The organism is Microbacterium hibisci, assembly GCF_015278255.1.
Taxonomy (GTDB): Bacteria; Actinomycetota; Actinomycetes; order Actinomycetales; family Microbacteriaceae; genus Microbacterium; species Microbacterium hibisci.
This window is the reverse complement of sequence record NZ_JADIJC010000002.1, coordinates 404,011-418,338: the sequence shown is the minus strand read 5'-3', so window position 1 is coordinate 418,338 and position 14,328 is coordinate 404,011. Positions and strand designations below refer to the sequence as shown.

11 protein-coding genes are annotated in these 14,328 nt (G+C 72.4%); 5 read left to right on the top strand and 6 right to left on the bottom strand.

Features of this window, described 5'->3' with window-relative positions:
* Window positions 1-3 precede the first annotated feature (3 nt).
* Complete coding sequence (locus IM770_RS05925; RefSeq protein ID WP_203580210.1) at window positions 4-309, top strand: DUF4229 domain-containing protein; 306 nt, start codon at window positions 4-6, stop codon at window positions 307-309.
* Window positions 310-912: 603 nt separating this feature from the next.
* On the opposite strand, the gene IM770_RS05920 is transcribed toward IM770_RS05925, so the two are convergent.
* The gene (locus IM770_RS05920) at window positions 913-1,896 is read right to left on the bottom strand and encodes a 1,4-dihydroxy-2-naphthoate polyprenyltransferase (RefSeq protein ID WP_203580209.1); all 984 of its coding nucleotides are present in this window, start codon (window positions 1,894-1,896) and stop codon (window positions 913-915) included.
* A 192-nt stretch (window positions 1,897-2,088) separates the two neighbouring features.
* Between IM770_RS05920 and IM770_RS05915 the strand changes: the two genes are divergently transcribed.
* Window positions 2,089-2,487 carry a VOC family protein gene (locus IM770_RS05915; protein ID WP_203580208.1) on the top strand — a complete coding sequence of 133 codons (399 nt, stop codon included), beginning with the start codon at window positions 2,089-2,091 and terminating at the stop codon, window positions 2,485-2,487.
* A gap of 128 nt (window positions 2,488-2,615) precedes the next feature.
* Here the strand turns inward: IM770_RS05915 and IM770_RS05910 are convergent, their stop codons facing one another.
* Together IM770_RS05910 and IM770_RS05905 are read right to left on the bottom strand one after the other, a co-directional pair.
* The gene (locus tag IM770_RS05910) at window positions 2,616-3,770 is read right to left on the bottom strand and encodes an AMP-binding protein (protein ID WP_203580207.1); all 1,155 of its coding nucleotides are present in this window, start codon (window positions 3,768-3,770) and stop codon (window positions 2,616-2,618) included.
* A 90-nt stretch (window positions 3,771-3,860) separates the two neighbouring features.
* Window positions 3,861-4,769: a 1,4-dihydroxy-2-naphthoyl-CoA synthase gene (locus tag IM770_RS05905; RefSeq protein ID WP_203580206.1), complete on the bottom strand. Its 909-nt coding sequence runs from the start codon at window positions 4,767-4,769 to the stop codon at window positions 3,861-3,863.
* Between the two features lie 75 nt (window positions 4,770-4,844).
* Between IM770_RS05905 and IM770_RS05900 the strand changes: the two genes are divergently transcribed.
* From IM770_RS05900 to IM770_RS05890, 3 genes are read left to right on the top strand one after another with little or no spacing between them, the layout of a single operon-like run.
* Complete coding sequence (locus IM770_RS05900) at window positions 4,845-5,396, top strand: hypothetical protein (RefSeq protein WP_203580205.1); 552 nt, start codon at window positions 4,845-4,847, stop codon at window positions 5,394-5,396.
* A gap of 1 nt (window position 5,397) precedes the next feature.
* Window positions 5,398-8,493, top strand: a complete 3,096-nt coding sequence (locus IM770_RS05895) for an ATP-binding cassette domain-containing protein (RefSeq protein ID WP_203580204.1) — start codon at window positions 5,398-5,400, stop codon at window positions 8,491-8,493.
* Window positions 8,494-8,518: 25 nt separating this feature from the next.
* Window positions 8,519-8,947: a hypothetical protein gene (locus tag IM770_RS05890; protein WP_203580203.1), complete on the top strand. Its 429-nt coding sequence runs from the start codon at window positions 8,519-8,521 to the stop codon at window positions 8,945-8,947.
* A gap of 31 nt (window positions 8,948-8,978) precedes the next feature.
* On the opposite strand, the gene IM770_RS05885 is transcribed toward IM770_RS05890, so the two are convergent.
* From IM770_RS05885 to metH, 3 genes are all read right to left on the bottom strand, one after another.
* The gene (locus tag IM770_RS05885; protein ID WP_203580202.1) at window positions 8,979-9,857 is read right to left on the bottom strand and encodes a hypothetical protein; all 879 of its coding nucleotides are present in this window, start codon (window positions 9,855-9,857) and stop codon (window positions 8,979-8,981) included.
* Window positions 9,854-10,414 carry an RNA polymerase sigma factor gene (locus tag IM770_RS05880; RefSeq protein ID WP_203580201.1) on the bottom strand — a complete coding sequence of 187 codons (561 nt, stop codon included), beginning with the start codon at window positions 10,412-10,414 and terminating at the stop codon, window positions 9,854-9,856. The genes IM770_RS05885 and IM770_RS05880 overlap by 4 nt, the downstream gene beginning before the upstream one ends.
* 86 nt (window positions 10,415-10,500) lie before the next feature.
* Window positions 10,501-14,202, bottom strand: a complete 3,702-nt coding sequence (gene metH, locus IM770_RS05875) for a methionine synthase (RefSeq protein WP_203580200.1) — start codon at window positions 14,200-14,202, stop codon at window positions 10,501-10,503.
* Between the last annotated feature and the right edge of the window lie 126 nt (window positions 14,203-14,328).

Below are 14,328 nucleotides of genomic sequence, written 5' to 3'. Positions count from 1 at the left end.
CAGGTGAAAGCGCGCTCTGCCATCGTCTACTCGGTGCTGCGGCTGCTGGCCTTCCTCGTGCCGTTCGGCATCATGATGCTGTTCCCGATCCTGCGCGAGTACTACTGGCTCGCCGCGATCTTCGCCGCACTCATCGGCTTGAGCCTGTCGGTCCTCTTCCTGCGCAAGCCCCTCGCCGACGCCACCGCCGGTCTCGGCGAGCGCCGCGCGCAGGCGCGCCCCGTCTCGGACGAGGACGCCGAGGATGCCGCGGCCGACGCCGCCGCTCCCGCCGCCCCCGACACCGAGGCGCCCGGCCCCCGCCCCTGACCGTCCCGGCCCGCCGCCGCTCAGCGACCGGTGGTCACCGTGCGCGACACGCCCCGAACCCGGGCTGGTCTCCGGCCGTTGAGCGAGCGAGGAACGAGCGAGACGAAACGCCCCGAACCGGCGACGACACAAGGCTCGAGGCGTTTCGTCTGCGGGCGCCAGAGCGCCCTCCGCTCAACGACCGGTGGTCACCGTATCCCGGCCGTTGAGCGAACTCGACGATGACCGAACGCCCGTGGCGTTTCGTCTGCGGGCGCCAGAGCGCCCTCCGCTCAACGACGGGTGGCCACCGTATCCCCGGCCGTTGAGCGAACTCGACGATGACCGAACGCCCGTGGCGTTTCGTCTGCGGGCGCCAGAGCGCCCTCCGCTCAACGACCGGTGGCCACCGGTATCCCGGCCGTTGAGCGAGCGAGGAACGAGCGAGACGAAACGCCCCGAACCGGCGAGCAACACAAGGCTCGAGGCGTTTCGTCTGCGGACGCCAGAGCGCCCTCCGCTCAACGACCGGTGGTCACCGTATCCCGCCCGTTGAGCGAGCGAGGAACGAGCGAGACGAAACGCCCCGAACCGGCGAGCGACGCGGGGTCGCGGCATCCGTTCTCAGCCGATGAAGGCCCACATGAGGAACGCGCCGTACGCGACCGACGTGAGGGAGGTGAGCCCGAGGGCCACGACCAGCTCGCGCGGATCGCGGTAGGTCCAGACGATGAGCATCGCCGGCAGGCCCGCCAGCAGCGCCAGCAGGGTGAGCCACGCGATCGGGTAGCCGATCCACGCCAGGAAGACCGCGATGGCGAACGCCGCGAGCAGGAAGACGGTGAAGAGCCAGCGCGTCGCGGTGCGCCCGATGAGAACGGTCAGGGTCTTCTTGCCGGCCACGCGGTCCTGATCGATGTCGCGGAGGTTGTTCGCGAGCAGCACCGCGCACGCGATGAGGCCGACGCCCACGGCGCCGAACCACGCCTCCTGCGGAAGCGCGAACGCCTGCACCCACGTGGTGCCGAGTGTCGCGACCAGGCCGAAGAACACGAAGACGAAGAGCTCGCCCAGTCCGTAGTAGCCGTACGGGCGCTTGCCGCCGGTGTAGAACCACGCTGCGAGAAGGCAGACGACGCCGACGGCGAGGAGCCACCATTGCTGGGTGCGGATGATGATGGCGAGTCCCGCGAGCGCGGCGATGGCGAAGAACGCGAGCGCCACGAGCAGGACGGTGCGCGGCTTCGCCCTGCGGCTGGCCGTCAGGCGCGCGGGACCGACGCGATGGTCGTCGGTGCCGCGGATGCCGTCGCTGTAGTCGTTGGCGTAGTTGACGCCGATCTGCAGCGATACCGACACGATCAGGCAGAACAGCGCGATGACCCAGTGGAAGAGGTCGGCGACGAGGATCGCGGCGCCGGTTCCGACCAGCACCGGCGTGATCGCGAGCGGAAGGGTGCGCAGACGCGCCGCGCCGATCCAGTCGCGGGCGGTCGCCTTCTCGACGTGCTGCGGTGCGCGCGAGACGTGCGCCTTCTGCGGGTTTCCGCGGGGAGCCTGCTTCTTCGGGCCCGCCGTCTTGCGCTTCTTGCTGGGGGTTCCTGCCACGAATGCACATCATATGGGGTCTGTCCCTGGGCGCGTGCTCGCCGCGCTCCGCGTCCTGTGCAGCGCCCGCGCATGTCCCGATTTCGCTCCGCCATGTCCCGATGTCAGCGCTTTCCCGGCCGCCGTGCGACCGAAATCGGGACATGCGCAACCCCGTGGCGGGCGACAGCGATGAGGCGCAGGATGGGGCGCATGCTGAGCATCGGATCCACCGTCCTCACCGTCGAAGACATCGAGCGAGCCGGCGACTTCTGGCGCGCCGCGCTGGGCTACGTGAACCGCAGCGAGCCGAGCGACGACTGGGTGATCCTCGACCCGCCCGACAAGAAGCACTGGAGCCGGCCGGGCGCGAGCCTCGCGCTCTCGGTCACGGGGTACCCGCAGCACTATCCGCCCCGCATCCACCTCGACCTCTACGCCGAGGACCAGCAGGCCGAGATCGCTCGCCTGCTCGAGCTCGGCGCGCGTGAGGTCGACTGGGACGACTACCCCGACGATGCCGACTGGGTGGTGCTCGAAGACACGGAGGGCAACCGCTTCTGCGTCGTCGACACCGGTCCGGCGCGTTCGGACGACCCCGACCGAGCCTGACGGCGGCCGAAGGCGGGCGCGTCGGTCCCGGCGGGTTGCTGAGGCCGCGCCGGTCCCGGCGGGTCGCCGGGGCCGCGTCGGCCAGGCCGCGTCGGCCAGGCTGCGTCGGGGCGCCTCGGTCGGGCGGGTCAGTGCAGCGCGATCACCGCGCGGCGGATCGCCTCGCGGTCGGGTTTGCCCGACGGCAGCGTGACCAGCTCGTCGACCAGCACGAGTCGCGAGGGACGGGCGTGCGCGCCGATCTCGGTCTGCACCGCGGCCCGCGCCTCTTCGAGCTGGACGGACTCGCTGCGGCGCAGTGCCTCTCCACGTGAAGCGACGATGACGGATGCCTCGCCCCACCGCTCGTCGGGAACGCCGACGACGACGGCGAGCGCGAGCCCCGGAATGCCCCGGACGATCCGCTCCACACGGTCGAGCGAGACGTTGATGCCGCCCGACACGATGACGTTGTCGAGGCGGCCTCGGACGCGCAGCACACCGTCTTCGAACAGCCCCGCATCACCGGTGCGATACCACCGCGTGCCGTCGGGATCGCGGAGGAACGAGGCATCCGTCCGCTCCCGATCACCGAGGTACCCGTCGGCGAGGACGGGGCCCGACACCTGCACCTCGCCGCGCTCGATGCGCACCCGCACGCCGCGCAGCGGCACGCCGTCGTAGACGCAGCCGCCGCACGTCTCGGTGGAGCCGTAGGTGCGGGCGATGCGCGCGCCCGCGGCCTCGGCGCGCTCGAGGGTGGCCGCCGGCAGCGCCTGCCCGCCGACGAGGATCGTCTCGAACGAGCGCAGCGCGGCCAGCACGGCGGGATCGTGGTCGGCGGCGTCGAGCAGCCGCGACAGCTGCGCGGGCACGAGCGAGGTGAAGGAGGGCACGCGCTCGCCACCCTCGGTAGACGCCATCGTGAGCGCGGCGGCCGCGAAGGCCTGCGGCGTGAAGGCGCCCGCGAGGATCGCGGGCTCGCGGTCGGCGACGAGCGAGCGGACGAGAACCTGCAGCCCGGCGACGTAGCTCGCCGGCAGCGCGAGCAGCCACGCGCCGTCGCCGATGCGGTCTGCGGTCGCCAGAGCACTCGCGGTGAGGGCGTCGCGGCTGAGCGCGACACTCTTCGGCACCCCGGTCGAGCCCGACGTCGTCACGACGACCGCCGTGCCGGCGCGCACCTCATCGGGAAGACCGCTGACCAGCCCGAGGCCGAGCGCCGGACCGGCGCCGTGGAGGGCACCGCGGAGCGCCCGGAGGATCTCGCGCGGATCATCGCCGACGACCGGTTCGAGCTTCATGCCGCCTCTCCCCTCTCAGGACGTGCGGCGACTTGCCCTGTCGCGGTTCCGGAGCCGCGAAACGGCAGATCTCCGCACGGGCGGGCGACATCAGAAGTGCCAGGGGTAGGGCGACCAGTCCGGGTCGCGCTTCTCGAGGAACGAGTCGCGGCCCTCGACGGCCTCGTCGGTGCCGTACGCCAGGCGCGTGACCTCGCCGGCGAACACCTGCTGCCCGACAAGCCCGTCGTCGACGGCGTTGAACGCGAACTTCAGCATGCGGATCGCGGTGGGCGACTTCGTCAGGATCGTCCGCGCCATCGCGACGGCCTCGCGCTCGAGGTCGGCGTGCGGCACCACGCGGTTGACGGCGCCCATCTCGTAGGCCCGCTGTGCGGAGTACTCCTCGGCGAGGAAGAACACCTCGCGCGCGAACTTCTGCCCGATCTGCCGTGCGAAATACGCCGAGCCGTAACCGGCGTCGAACGAGCCGACGTCGGCGTCGGTCTGCTTGAAGCGCCCGTGCTCGGCCGACGCGATCGACAGGTCGCACACGACGTGGAGCGAGTGACCTCCGCCCGCCGCCCAGCCGGGGATCACGGCGATGACGACTTTCGGCATGAACCGGATGAGCCGCTGCACCTCGAGGATGTGGAGCCGCCCGGCGCGGGCCGGATCCGCCACCGCGACTTCGTCGTCGGAGTACTTGTACCCGTCGCGCCCGCGGATGCGCTGGTCGCCACCCGAGCAGAACGCCCAGCCGCCGTCCTTCGCGCTGGGTCCGTTGCCGGTGAGCAGCACGACGCCGATGCGGGGATCCTGCCGGGCGATGTCGAGCGCGCGGTACAGCTCGTCGACGGTGTGGGGACGGAAGGCGTTGCGCACCTCGGGACGATGGAACGCGATGCGCGCGATGCGGCCGTCGTGCGAGACGTGGGCGGTGATGTCGGTGTAGCCGCCGTCCGGCTGACCGGGCGCAGGGCGCCACTCGGTTTCATCGAACAGTTCCGAAACGCTCACCCGGCCAGCCTATGCCGGGCGCCGCCGGGCGTCACACGGCCGGTGCCCGAGCGCCGACCGCTCTAGCCTTGACAGGTGACTTCGAAGCTTCGCGCCCTGACCGCGGCGACAGCCGCCGCCCTGCTCCTCTCCCTCGCCGGCTGTGCGAGCGGACCCGCGACGACGTCGACCCCCTCTCCCACGGAGGACGCCGCGACCTCGGAGATCAAGACCGGCGCCTGCGAGGGCGACTCCGGCGTCACCGTGATCGTCGACGGCTCGGCCCTCGACAACGGCAGCCTCGACGAGTGGTGCGTCACCACCGACGAAGCCATCCTCGCCGCCGACGCGTTCTCGATCGCCGCGGTGCAGACCGAGGGCACGGAGGAGTACGGCGACCAGGTCGTCTGCCGCGTCAACGGGCTGCCGGCCGAAGACCAGGCGATCCCGGCCGAGGACGGATCGGACTACTTCGAGACCTGCGAGGCGATGCCGGCTGCGTTCGCCTACTGGTCGCTGTGGGTCAAGCCCGCGGACGGCGAGTGGGGCTACGCGCAGGAAGGCGCCGCGACCCAGGAGCTCGAGCCCGGCGACTCGGTCGAGCTGCTCTTCACCCTGAACGGAGAGCCGGCGGCGCCGACCACGTGACATGACGTTCCGACCCGGTCCCCTGCGCGCCGCGGCGATCCTCGCCGCCGGCTTCGTGGCGGCTCGGGTCGTGTACCGCGCGCTTTTCCACGGCGCGGACGGCGACGGCCCTGTGCTGCTGGACCTCCCGGCGGTGCGCCTGCCGGCGCCGTTCGCGCACGTCGTGCTGCTGGGCCCCGTGACGACGGATGGACTGACGGATGCCGCGGCCAGCGCCCTGCCGATCGCGCTGACGATCCTCGCCTTCGGGGTGGCGAACGCCCTCGTCGACCTGCATCGGGTGTTCGCGCGCACCTCTCGGCGCGGGCCGCTGCGCGGCATCGCACGCGCGCTGGCCATCGCGTGGGCGACGCTTCCCTCGCTCGCCGAGGGCGCGCGGGCGGTGCGGTTCGCGCAGCGGCTGCGCGGGGAGCGCGGCGGCGCACGGATGCTGCTGCCGCTGCTGGAGCGCACGCTCGAGCGCGCCGGAAACGTGGCGGCGGCGCTCGAGCTGCGCGGCTTCGCCGGCCGCGGCCTCGACGGCGACTGCCTCGCACCCGTCGAGGCACGCGACGTGTCGATCGGCCACGGCCGGCGACCGGGGGGTGCCGCTGCGGATGCCGCGCTCGCGGCGGGCGCCGACGACCAGGCGGTCGGGCGCCTAAGCCTTCCCCCGTCTCTCACCCTGGCGGCCGGCACGCTGACGCTCGTGGCCGGCCCCACCGGTTCGGGCAAGTCCACCCTCCTCCGCGGCGTCTCGGGACTTCACTCGCACGCCGACGGCGGCTGGATCGCCGGAATCCTGCGGGTGGTCGGCCACGAGCGCGCCGCCGTGCCCCCGCGCGACCTCGCCCGACGGGTCGGCGTCGTGCTGCAGCATCCGCGCGAGGCGTTCGCCACGGAACGCGTCCGCGATGAGATCGGCCTCGCGCTGGAGCTGCGAGGCGTCGCACCGGTGATCGTCGCAGACCGCGTGGCCGAAGTGGCGAAGCGCGTCGGGGTGATCGGGCTGCTCGACCGCCCGACGCGCGGGCTGTCGGCCGGTGAGGCGACGCTGGTGGCGATCGCCGCTGCGATCGTCGAGCACCCGATCCTGCTCCTGGTCGACGAGCCTCTGGCCGACCTCGATGCGGCCGCCCGCGTGCGGATCGCTCGTCTGCTCGACGCGCTCGCGCACGAGGCGGGCATGTGCGTCGTCGTCGCCGAGCACCGGGTCGAGGCGCTGGCCGCGGTCGCCGACAGCGTGCTCCGCCTCGACGACGGCGCGGTCGCGGTGGTCGAACCGGGGTCGCTTCCGGCTTCGAGGAGCGCCGCACAGCCGCGGGGCAGACCGTGCGCGCCGGGTTGGCCGGGGACGCGCTCCGAACCGGACGACGCGACAACCGGGCTGGGACGCCGCGGCGCCGGACGCTCGTCCGATGTCGTTCTGACCGCCCGCGGCATCACCGTCGCGCACGGCGACACGGTCGCGGTGGCGGGCGTCGACCTCGAGCTCGCGGCGGGCGAGGTCGTCGCCCTGACGGGGGCGAACGGCGCCGGCAAGTCGAGCTTGCTGGCGGCCCTCGCGCTGCCCGCGCGCAGCGCGGACGTGACGGCTGCCGGGCGGGTCGCGCTCGTTCCCGATGCGTCCGACGACCTCTTCACGTCCGACACGGTCGCGGCCGAGTGCCGACGCGCCGACCGGCGCGCGGCCCGAGCCGGCCGCGCGCCCCGCAGTGGCGGCGGCCTCCCCGAGGAGATCCGCAGAACAGCGGACCCTCGGGGCCGCAGCGCTCCGCTGTTACGCAGATCTCCTCGCATCGGCCGGCCCGAGGGCTCCGCGGCGACCGCGCGCGTGCTCGCCGGCTTCCTGGGTCTGGACCCTGACGGCCCGGCGTTCGCGGCCCGTCTGGCTCGGCATCCTCGCGACCTCTCCGCCGGAGAGCGGCGCTGCCTGGCGATCGCGATCCAGCTGGCGGGTGCGCCGCGCGCGCTGCTCGTCGACGAGCCCACGCGCGGGCTCGACCCGGCGGCGCGCGAACTCGTGTGGGCGGCGCTCGCCTCGCTTGCCGACGCTGGGACGGCGGTGCTCATCGCCTCGCACGAGCCGGCCTTCACGGGTCGCGCCGACCGCGAGCTCGCGATGCGCTCCGGGTCGCTGGCGCCCGTTCACCCGCCGAAGCCCGGCGGAGTCCCGGCGCACACGTCCGCCCCTCCCACGACCTCGGCGCTCGGGATTCCGTCTGCACACGCGGCGACCGCGGCCCGACCCCGGGAGTCCGCGGCGCCGAACGCCGCCGTCGCCGCCCAGACTGGATCCCGAACACCGCCACCGCGTCGCCGACCCGGGCTCGGCTCGCTCGCCCTGGCGGCGGCGAATCTGGTCGCGCTCGGTGCGTTCTGCTGGCCGCTCGTCGCGACCGCCGTGCCCGAGCAGGCCCATGCCGCCGTGCCGGTCGCCGCGTTCGCGCTGATCCCCTTGGCGGCGCTCGTGGTTGTGGCGACCCTCGACGGCACGGTGCGGTCGGCGCACCTGCTCGCGCTCCTCGGCACGCTCGCCGCCATCGGCGCCGCGGTGCGCATCGCCGGCACCGGCGTGGGCGGAGTCGAGGCGGTCTTCATCCTGCTGATCCTGGCGGGGCGCGCGTACGGCGCACGGTTCGGCATGCTGCTCGGCATGGCCACGATCGCGCTGTCGACGGTCGTCACAGGCACGTTCGGCCCCTGGACGCCGTTCCAGATGTTCGCGTGCGCGTGGGTGGGCGCGGTCGCTGGCGTCCTCCCCCGGCGCATGTCACGTCTCGGCGAGATCGCGATGCTCTGCACCTACGGCGTCGTCGCGTCGTACCTCTTCGGGTTGCTGATGAACCTCTGGTACTGGCCCTTCGCCGTGGGCTACGGCACCGGGATCTCGTACGACGGCGGCGCACCCTTCGGCGTCAACCTCTCGAGCTTCGTGGTCTACTCGCTCGTGACCTCGACCCTCAGCTGGGACACCCTGCGCGCCATCACGACCGTCATCGGGCTGGTGGTCGTCGGACGACCCATCCTCGCGGCGCTGCGGCGCACAAAGCCCCTCACCTCGCCTGCTCCCGCGCCCGCGGCGGTGGCGCGTCAGCCCGCGCACGCCGTACAGTGACGAGCGATCCGACGCGAAGGGCGCCATGACCTCCCCCACCGTGCTGCCGGCCGCGACCGTTCCGCTCGTCGGCCACTTCGTGCCCGAGATCCTCTCGCTTGCCCGGCGCGGGCTGCTGTGGGCGGCGCTCTACGGCGCCTTCACGCACGCATCGCGGGGCGGCTGCACCACGACGGCCGAGGCGGCGACGACGTGCTACAACGCCACCCTGCATCCGTCCTCCGTCGTGTGGCTCGCCATGAGCATCGTCTTCGTCGTGTCGGTCGGCCGCGCCGCGAAGGCGACCACCGCGGCCGCCATCACGCGCATCCTCTCCCGCGCCGCCGCGGCGATGTGGGTGATCCCTCTGCTCGCCGCGGTGCTCGGCATCGCGACCTTCCTCACGGCCGCGCCCGACGCGTGGCTGCACGGCACGCCGCCGCCGCACATCTCGGTCGAGATCACGACGGGATGACGGATGCCGCGGCCCCCGGCATCCGCTCCCCTCAACTCCCGACGTGGAACGTGCCGATCTGCGTGACGCCGTCGGATTCGTAGACCGGGATGTCCCAGCCGTCGAGGTAGGCCTCGTCGCGCTGCGCCTGGAGTTCGAGCGCCTCCTCGGGCGTACGTGGGTCGTCAGGATGGTCGGGGCTGAACGCGTGCAGCTCACTGGCCCGCACGTAGCCCTCGACGACGGAACCGTCCGGGGCGGTGCCTGCGACGCGGACGAGATCAGGGAGTCCGTCGGGGCCGCCCTCCGCGCCGAACGTCGCGCCGCGGTCGTTCACCCCGAGGTGCGTGGGCACGTGGGTCACATACTGCAGCGTCACGGTCGCGGCGAAGCCCCCCGTCGGCGTGACGTGGAGGGCATCGATGGTCGCGTCGAGCGGGTGATCGAACCACGACACCGCGGCCGGCCCGTCGAGATCGGACGCCCCCACCGACCACAGCGGGTTGTTGCCGCCGGCATCCGTCCCCAGGCTCAGCTGGCCGGCGGCGAGCGCGGCGATCGTCACGCGGACGTGGGTGGCGGCCTTCGGCCGGTCGTCGAGCGGGATGGTTCCGGGCGACGAGATCTCGTACGCCTGCGGAGACCCGAGGCTCGAGATGACCGGGCTGCCCGGCGTCGTCCCGGGCGGAGCGGCGATCGCCTCACCGAGGTCGGGGACCGGCCGGCCCGCCGGCGTCGCAGGTGCCTCGGCGGTGAACGCCCCGGTCGCCGCGAACGCCGCGGTCGACAGGCCCGCGCCGCCGACCGCGCCGGCGAGCACGAGGGCGGTGAGGGTCAGCATCCGTCGACGCCGCGTGGGACGGGTCGTTGCGCGCTCGACCAGCAGCTCGCGGATCGCGCGGGAGCGCTCGGGGGTGAAGGACGCGGTCATGGCGTGCCTCCTTCGGTGAGGGCGGCCACGTTGGCGGCCTGATCGAGTCTGGTGCGCAGCCGCGAGAGCCGCATCTTCGCGGCGGACTCGCTGATGCCGACGGCCTGCGCGGCTTCGCGGATCGTGAACCCCTCGACGGCGGTGAGCATCGCGAGGTCGCGGTCGGCCGGGCGGGTGGCCGCCATCACGTCGCGGACGAGCCGGGTGCGGGTGGAGTCCCGCTCGGCGACGAGGTCGGCGGGGTCGGGCGCGGCCTCCGGCAGCGGCAGCCGGTCGAGCAGCGCGCGGTAGCGGCGCCGCGCGCGGACGGCGTTGCGCCGGACGTTCTGCGCCGTCACGAGCAGCCACGGCAGCACGGAGCCGTCGACGAACCGCACGCGGTCGCGCTTGCGCCACAGCTCGAGGAACACGACGGCCGTGAGGTCTTCGGACTCGGTCGGCGGTGTCCCCGCGCCGAGCAGATGACGGAACACGCGGTCGCGGTGGCGATCCCACACCGAGCCGAAGGCCCGCGCCTCTCCGGCCAGCACCCGCGCCCAGATCGCCTGGTCGGTCACGTCCTCCACACTTCATAGTGTCCGGAGCCGGGCGAAAGGTCACACCGGCGTTCCCACGCCGCCCGCGCGCGGGGGCGAGCGAGGGCTCAGACGGAGAAGTACTTCGCCTCGGGGTGGTGGAACACGAACGCGTCGGTGGACTGCTCGGGGTGCAGCTGCAGCTCATCGCTGAGCTCGACGCCCATCCGCTCGGGGCGGAGCAGCTCGACGACCTTGCGGCGGTCCTCCATGTCGGGGCACGCGGGGTAGCCGAGCGAGAAGCGCGCGCCGCGGTACTCGAGCTTGAACAGGCCCGCGGTGTCGCTCGGGTCCTCGGCCGAAAATCCGAGCTCCGAGCGGATGCGCGCGTGCCAGAACTCGGCGAGCGCCTCGGTCAGCTGCATCACGAGGCCGTTGAGCTCGTAGTAGTCGCGATACCGGTCCTCCGCGAAGAGCTTCGCGGTGACGCTGTCGATATGAGCACCCGCGGTCACGAGCTGCACGGGCAGCACATCGACCGCGCCGGACTCGCTGGAGCGGACGAAGTCGGCCAGGCACAGATGGCGGTCGCGCCGCTGCCGCGGGAAGTGGAAGCGCAGACGGTCGGCGCCGAGTGTGCCGCCCGAGCCGCCGTCCGGAGCGAGGAGCCCCGCGGCGCCGAGCACGCCGGCAGGGTCGTCGCCGTGGTGGAGCACCACGACGTCGTCACCCTCGGACACGACCGGGAAGTAGCCGTAGGCGACCGACGCGTCGAGCATGCCCTCGCCGAGGATGCGGTCGAGCCAGTACCGCAGGCGCGGGCGCCCCTCGGTGTCGACCAGCTGCTCGTATGTGGCGCCGTCATCGCCGCGGCCGGGCTTGAGCCCCCACTGCCCCATGAATGTCGCCCGCTCGTCGAGGAACGCGGCGTAGTCGTGCAGCGCGATGCCGCGGACGATGCGCGTGCCCCAGAACGGCGGGGCGGGGACGGCATTGTCGGATGCCACGTCAGAGCGTGCCGGCATGGCTTCGGGCTCGGTCAGCGTGAGCTTGGAGCCTGCCGCGTGCCGGCGCTTCTTCAGGGCGGGCAGGCCGACGGAGGCCGGGTCGGCGCCGCGGGCGATCTTCACCAGCGGGTCCATGAGCGCCAGACCCTCGAACGCGTCGCGCGCATAGCGCACCTCGCCGTCGAACAGCGAGGCGAGGTCGTCCTCGACGTAGGCGCGCGTGAGCGCCGCACCGCCGAGGATCACCGGCCACCTCGTCCCGAGGCCGCGCGAGGTGAGCTCCTCGAGGTTCTCCTTCATCACGACCGTCGACTTCACCAGCAGGCCCGACATGCCGATCACGTCGGCGTCGTGCTCCTCGGCGGCGGCGATGATGTCGGCGATGGGCTGCTTGATGCCGAGGTTGATGACGTCGTACCCGTTGTTGGTCAGGATGATGTCGACGAGGTTCTTGCCGATGTCGTGCACGTCTCCACGGACCGTCGCGAGCACGATGCGGCCCTTGCCCGAGGCATCCGACTTCTCCATGTGAGGCTCGAGCAGGGCGACCGCGTTCTTCATGACCTCGGCCGACTGCAGCACGAACGGCAGCTGCATCTCGCCGGCGCCGAAACGCTCGCCGACGATCTTCATTCCCTCGAGCAGGTGGTCGTTGATGATCTGCAGCGGCGCGAGCCCGCCCTCGCGCGCGAGATCCAGGTCGGCCTCGAGACCCTTGCCCTCGCCGTCGATGATGCGACGCTCGAGCCGCTGGCCGACGGGGAGCGCCGCGAGCTCGGCGGCGCGCTGATTGCGCAGAGCCGCCGTGTCGACGCCGGCGAAGAGGTCGAGCATGCGAGCGAGCGGATCGTAGGTGACGTTGCCGTCGCCGTCGTACTCGCGGCGGTCCCACACGAGGTCGAGGGCGACCTTGCGCTGCTCCTCGGAGATCGACGCCAGCGGCACGATCTTCGCTGCGTCGATGATGCCCGAGGTGAGGCCCGCCTCCACGGCCTCGTGCATGAACGCCGAGTTGAGCACGCTGCGGGCGGCCGGGTTGAGGCCGAACGACACGTTCGAGACGCCGAGGGTCGTGTTGACGCCGGGATACTTGGCGTTGATCTGCCTGATCGCCTCGATGGTCTCGATGGCGTCGCGGCGGGTCTCCTCCTGACCGGTGGCGATCGGGAACGTCAGGCAGTCGACGATGATGTCGCTCACCCGCAGGCCCCACTCGCCGACGAGCTCGTCGATGAGGCGCGAGGCGATGGCGACCTTGCCCTCGGTGGTGCGCGCCTGGCCGTGCTCGTCGATCGTGAGGGCGACGACCGCGGTGCCGTGCTCCTTCACGAGCGGCATGATGCGGCCGAAGCGCGAGGTCGGGCCGTCGCCGTCCTCGTAGTTGACCGAGTTCACGACGGGGCGTCCGCCGATGAGCTCGAGCCCGGCGGCGATGACGGCGGGCTCGGTCGAGTCGACCACGAGCGGCAGCGTCGAGGCGCTGGCGAAGCGCGAGACGACCTCGCGGATGTCGGCGACGCCGTCGCGGCCGACGTAGTCGACGCACACGTCGAGCAGGTGCGCGCCGACGCGGATCTGGTCGCGGGCGATCTCGACGCAGTCGTCCCAGCGCTCCTCGAGCATCGCCTCGCGGAACGCCTTCGAGCCGTTCGCGTTGGTGCGCTCGCCGATCGCCAGGTGCGAGGCATCCTGGCGGAACGACACGTGCTGGTAGAGCGAGGCGACACCCGGATCCTCGGTCGTTGAGCGAGCGAGAAACGAGCGAGACGAGACGCCCCGGACGTCCGAGAGAGCCTCAGCGCGTTTGGTCTCGCTTCGCTCGCTCGACGACCGGACATCGGTCAGGCGCTCGACGACCGCGGCGAGGTGCTCGGGCGTCGTGCCGCAGCATCCGCCCACCAGCCCCAGGCCGAACTCGCGCACGAACTGCTCGTGCGCGGTCGCCAGCTCGACCGGTGTGAGCGGGTAGTGCGCGCCGTTCGCACCCAGCACGGGCAGGCCGGCGTTGGGCATGCACGCGATCGGCACGCTCGCATGCTTCGAGAGGTGACGCAGATGCTCGCTCATCTCGGCGGGGCCGGTGGCGCAGTTGAGGCCGATCGCGTCGACTCCGAGCGGTTCGATCGCGGTGAGCGCCGCGCCGATCTCGGACCCCATGAGCATGGTGCCGGTGGTCTCGACGGTCACCTCGACGAAGATCGGCAGACGGATGCCGCGGCTCACGATCGCCTGACGGCAGCCGTTGATCGCGGCCTTGGTCTGGAGCAGGTCCTGGCTCGTCTCGACCAGGAACGCGTCGGCGCCGCCGTCGATCAGCCCCTCGGCCTGGAGCGCGAAGGTCTGCTTGAGGTTGTCGTAGGTGGTGTGGCCGAGACTCGGGAGCTTCGTGCCGGGTCCCATCGACCCGAGTACCCAGCGCACCCGGCCGTCTGCGGCTTCGGCGGCCTCGACGCGCTCACGCGCGATGCGGGCACCCTTCTCGGCGAGCTCGGCGATGCGGTCGACGATGCCGTAGTCGTCGAGGTTCGACCAGTTCGCGCCGAAGGTGTTCGTCTCGACGGCGTCGACGCCGACCGCGAGGTAGGCGTCGTGGATCTCTCCGACGACGTCCGGTCGCGACACGTTGAGGATCTCGTTGCAGCCCTCGAGACCCTGGAAGTCGCCGTCGATCGACAGGTCGTAGCGCTGCAGCATCGTGCCCATCGCGCCGTCGGCGATGATCACGCGCTCCCGGAGGCCGTCGAGCAGCTGCTGCGAGCGCTCCGGGCGCGGTACGCCGTCGATGTCGAGGGCGAACCGGGGTGCGGGCGGTGCTGCGGTCACCCTGTGATTTTAGTTCGCGGGCGGGCGGTGTTCCCTTTCGTGACGGATGCCGCGACCCGGCGCGCGCCCCGGCCCCCGGCATCCGTCCCCTCCTGTCGCCCGGCCGGCAGCCGGCGTCGGCCGATG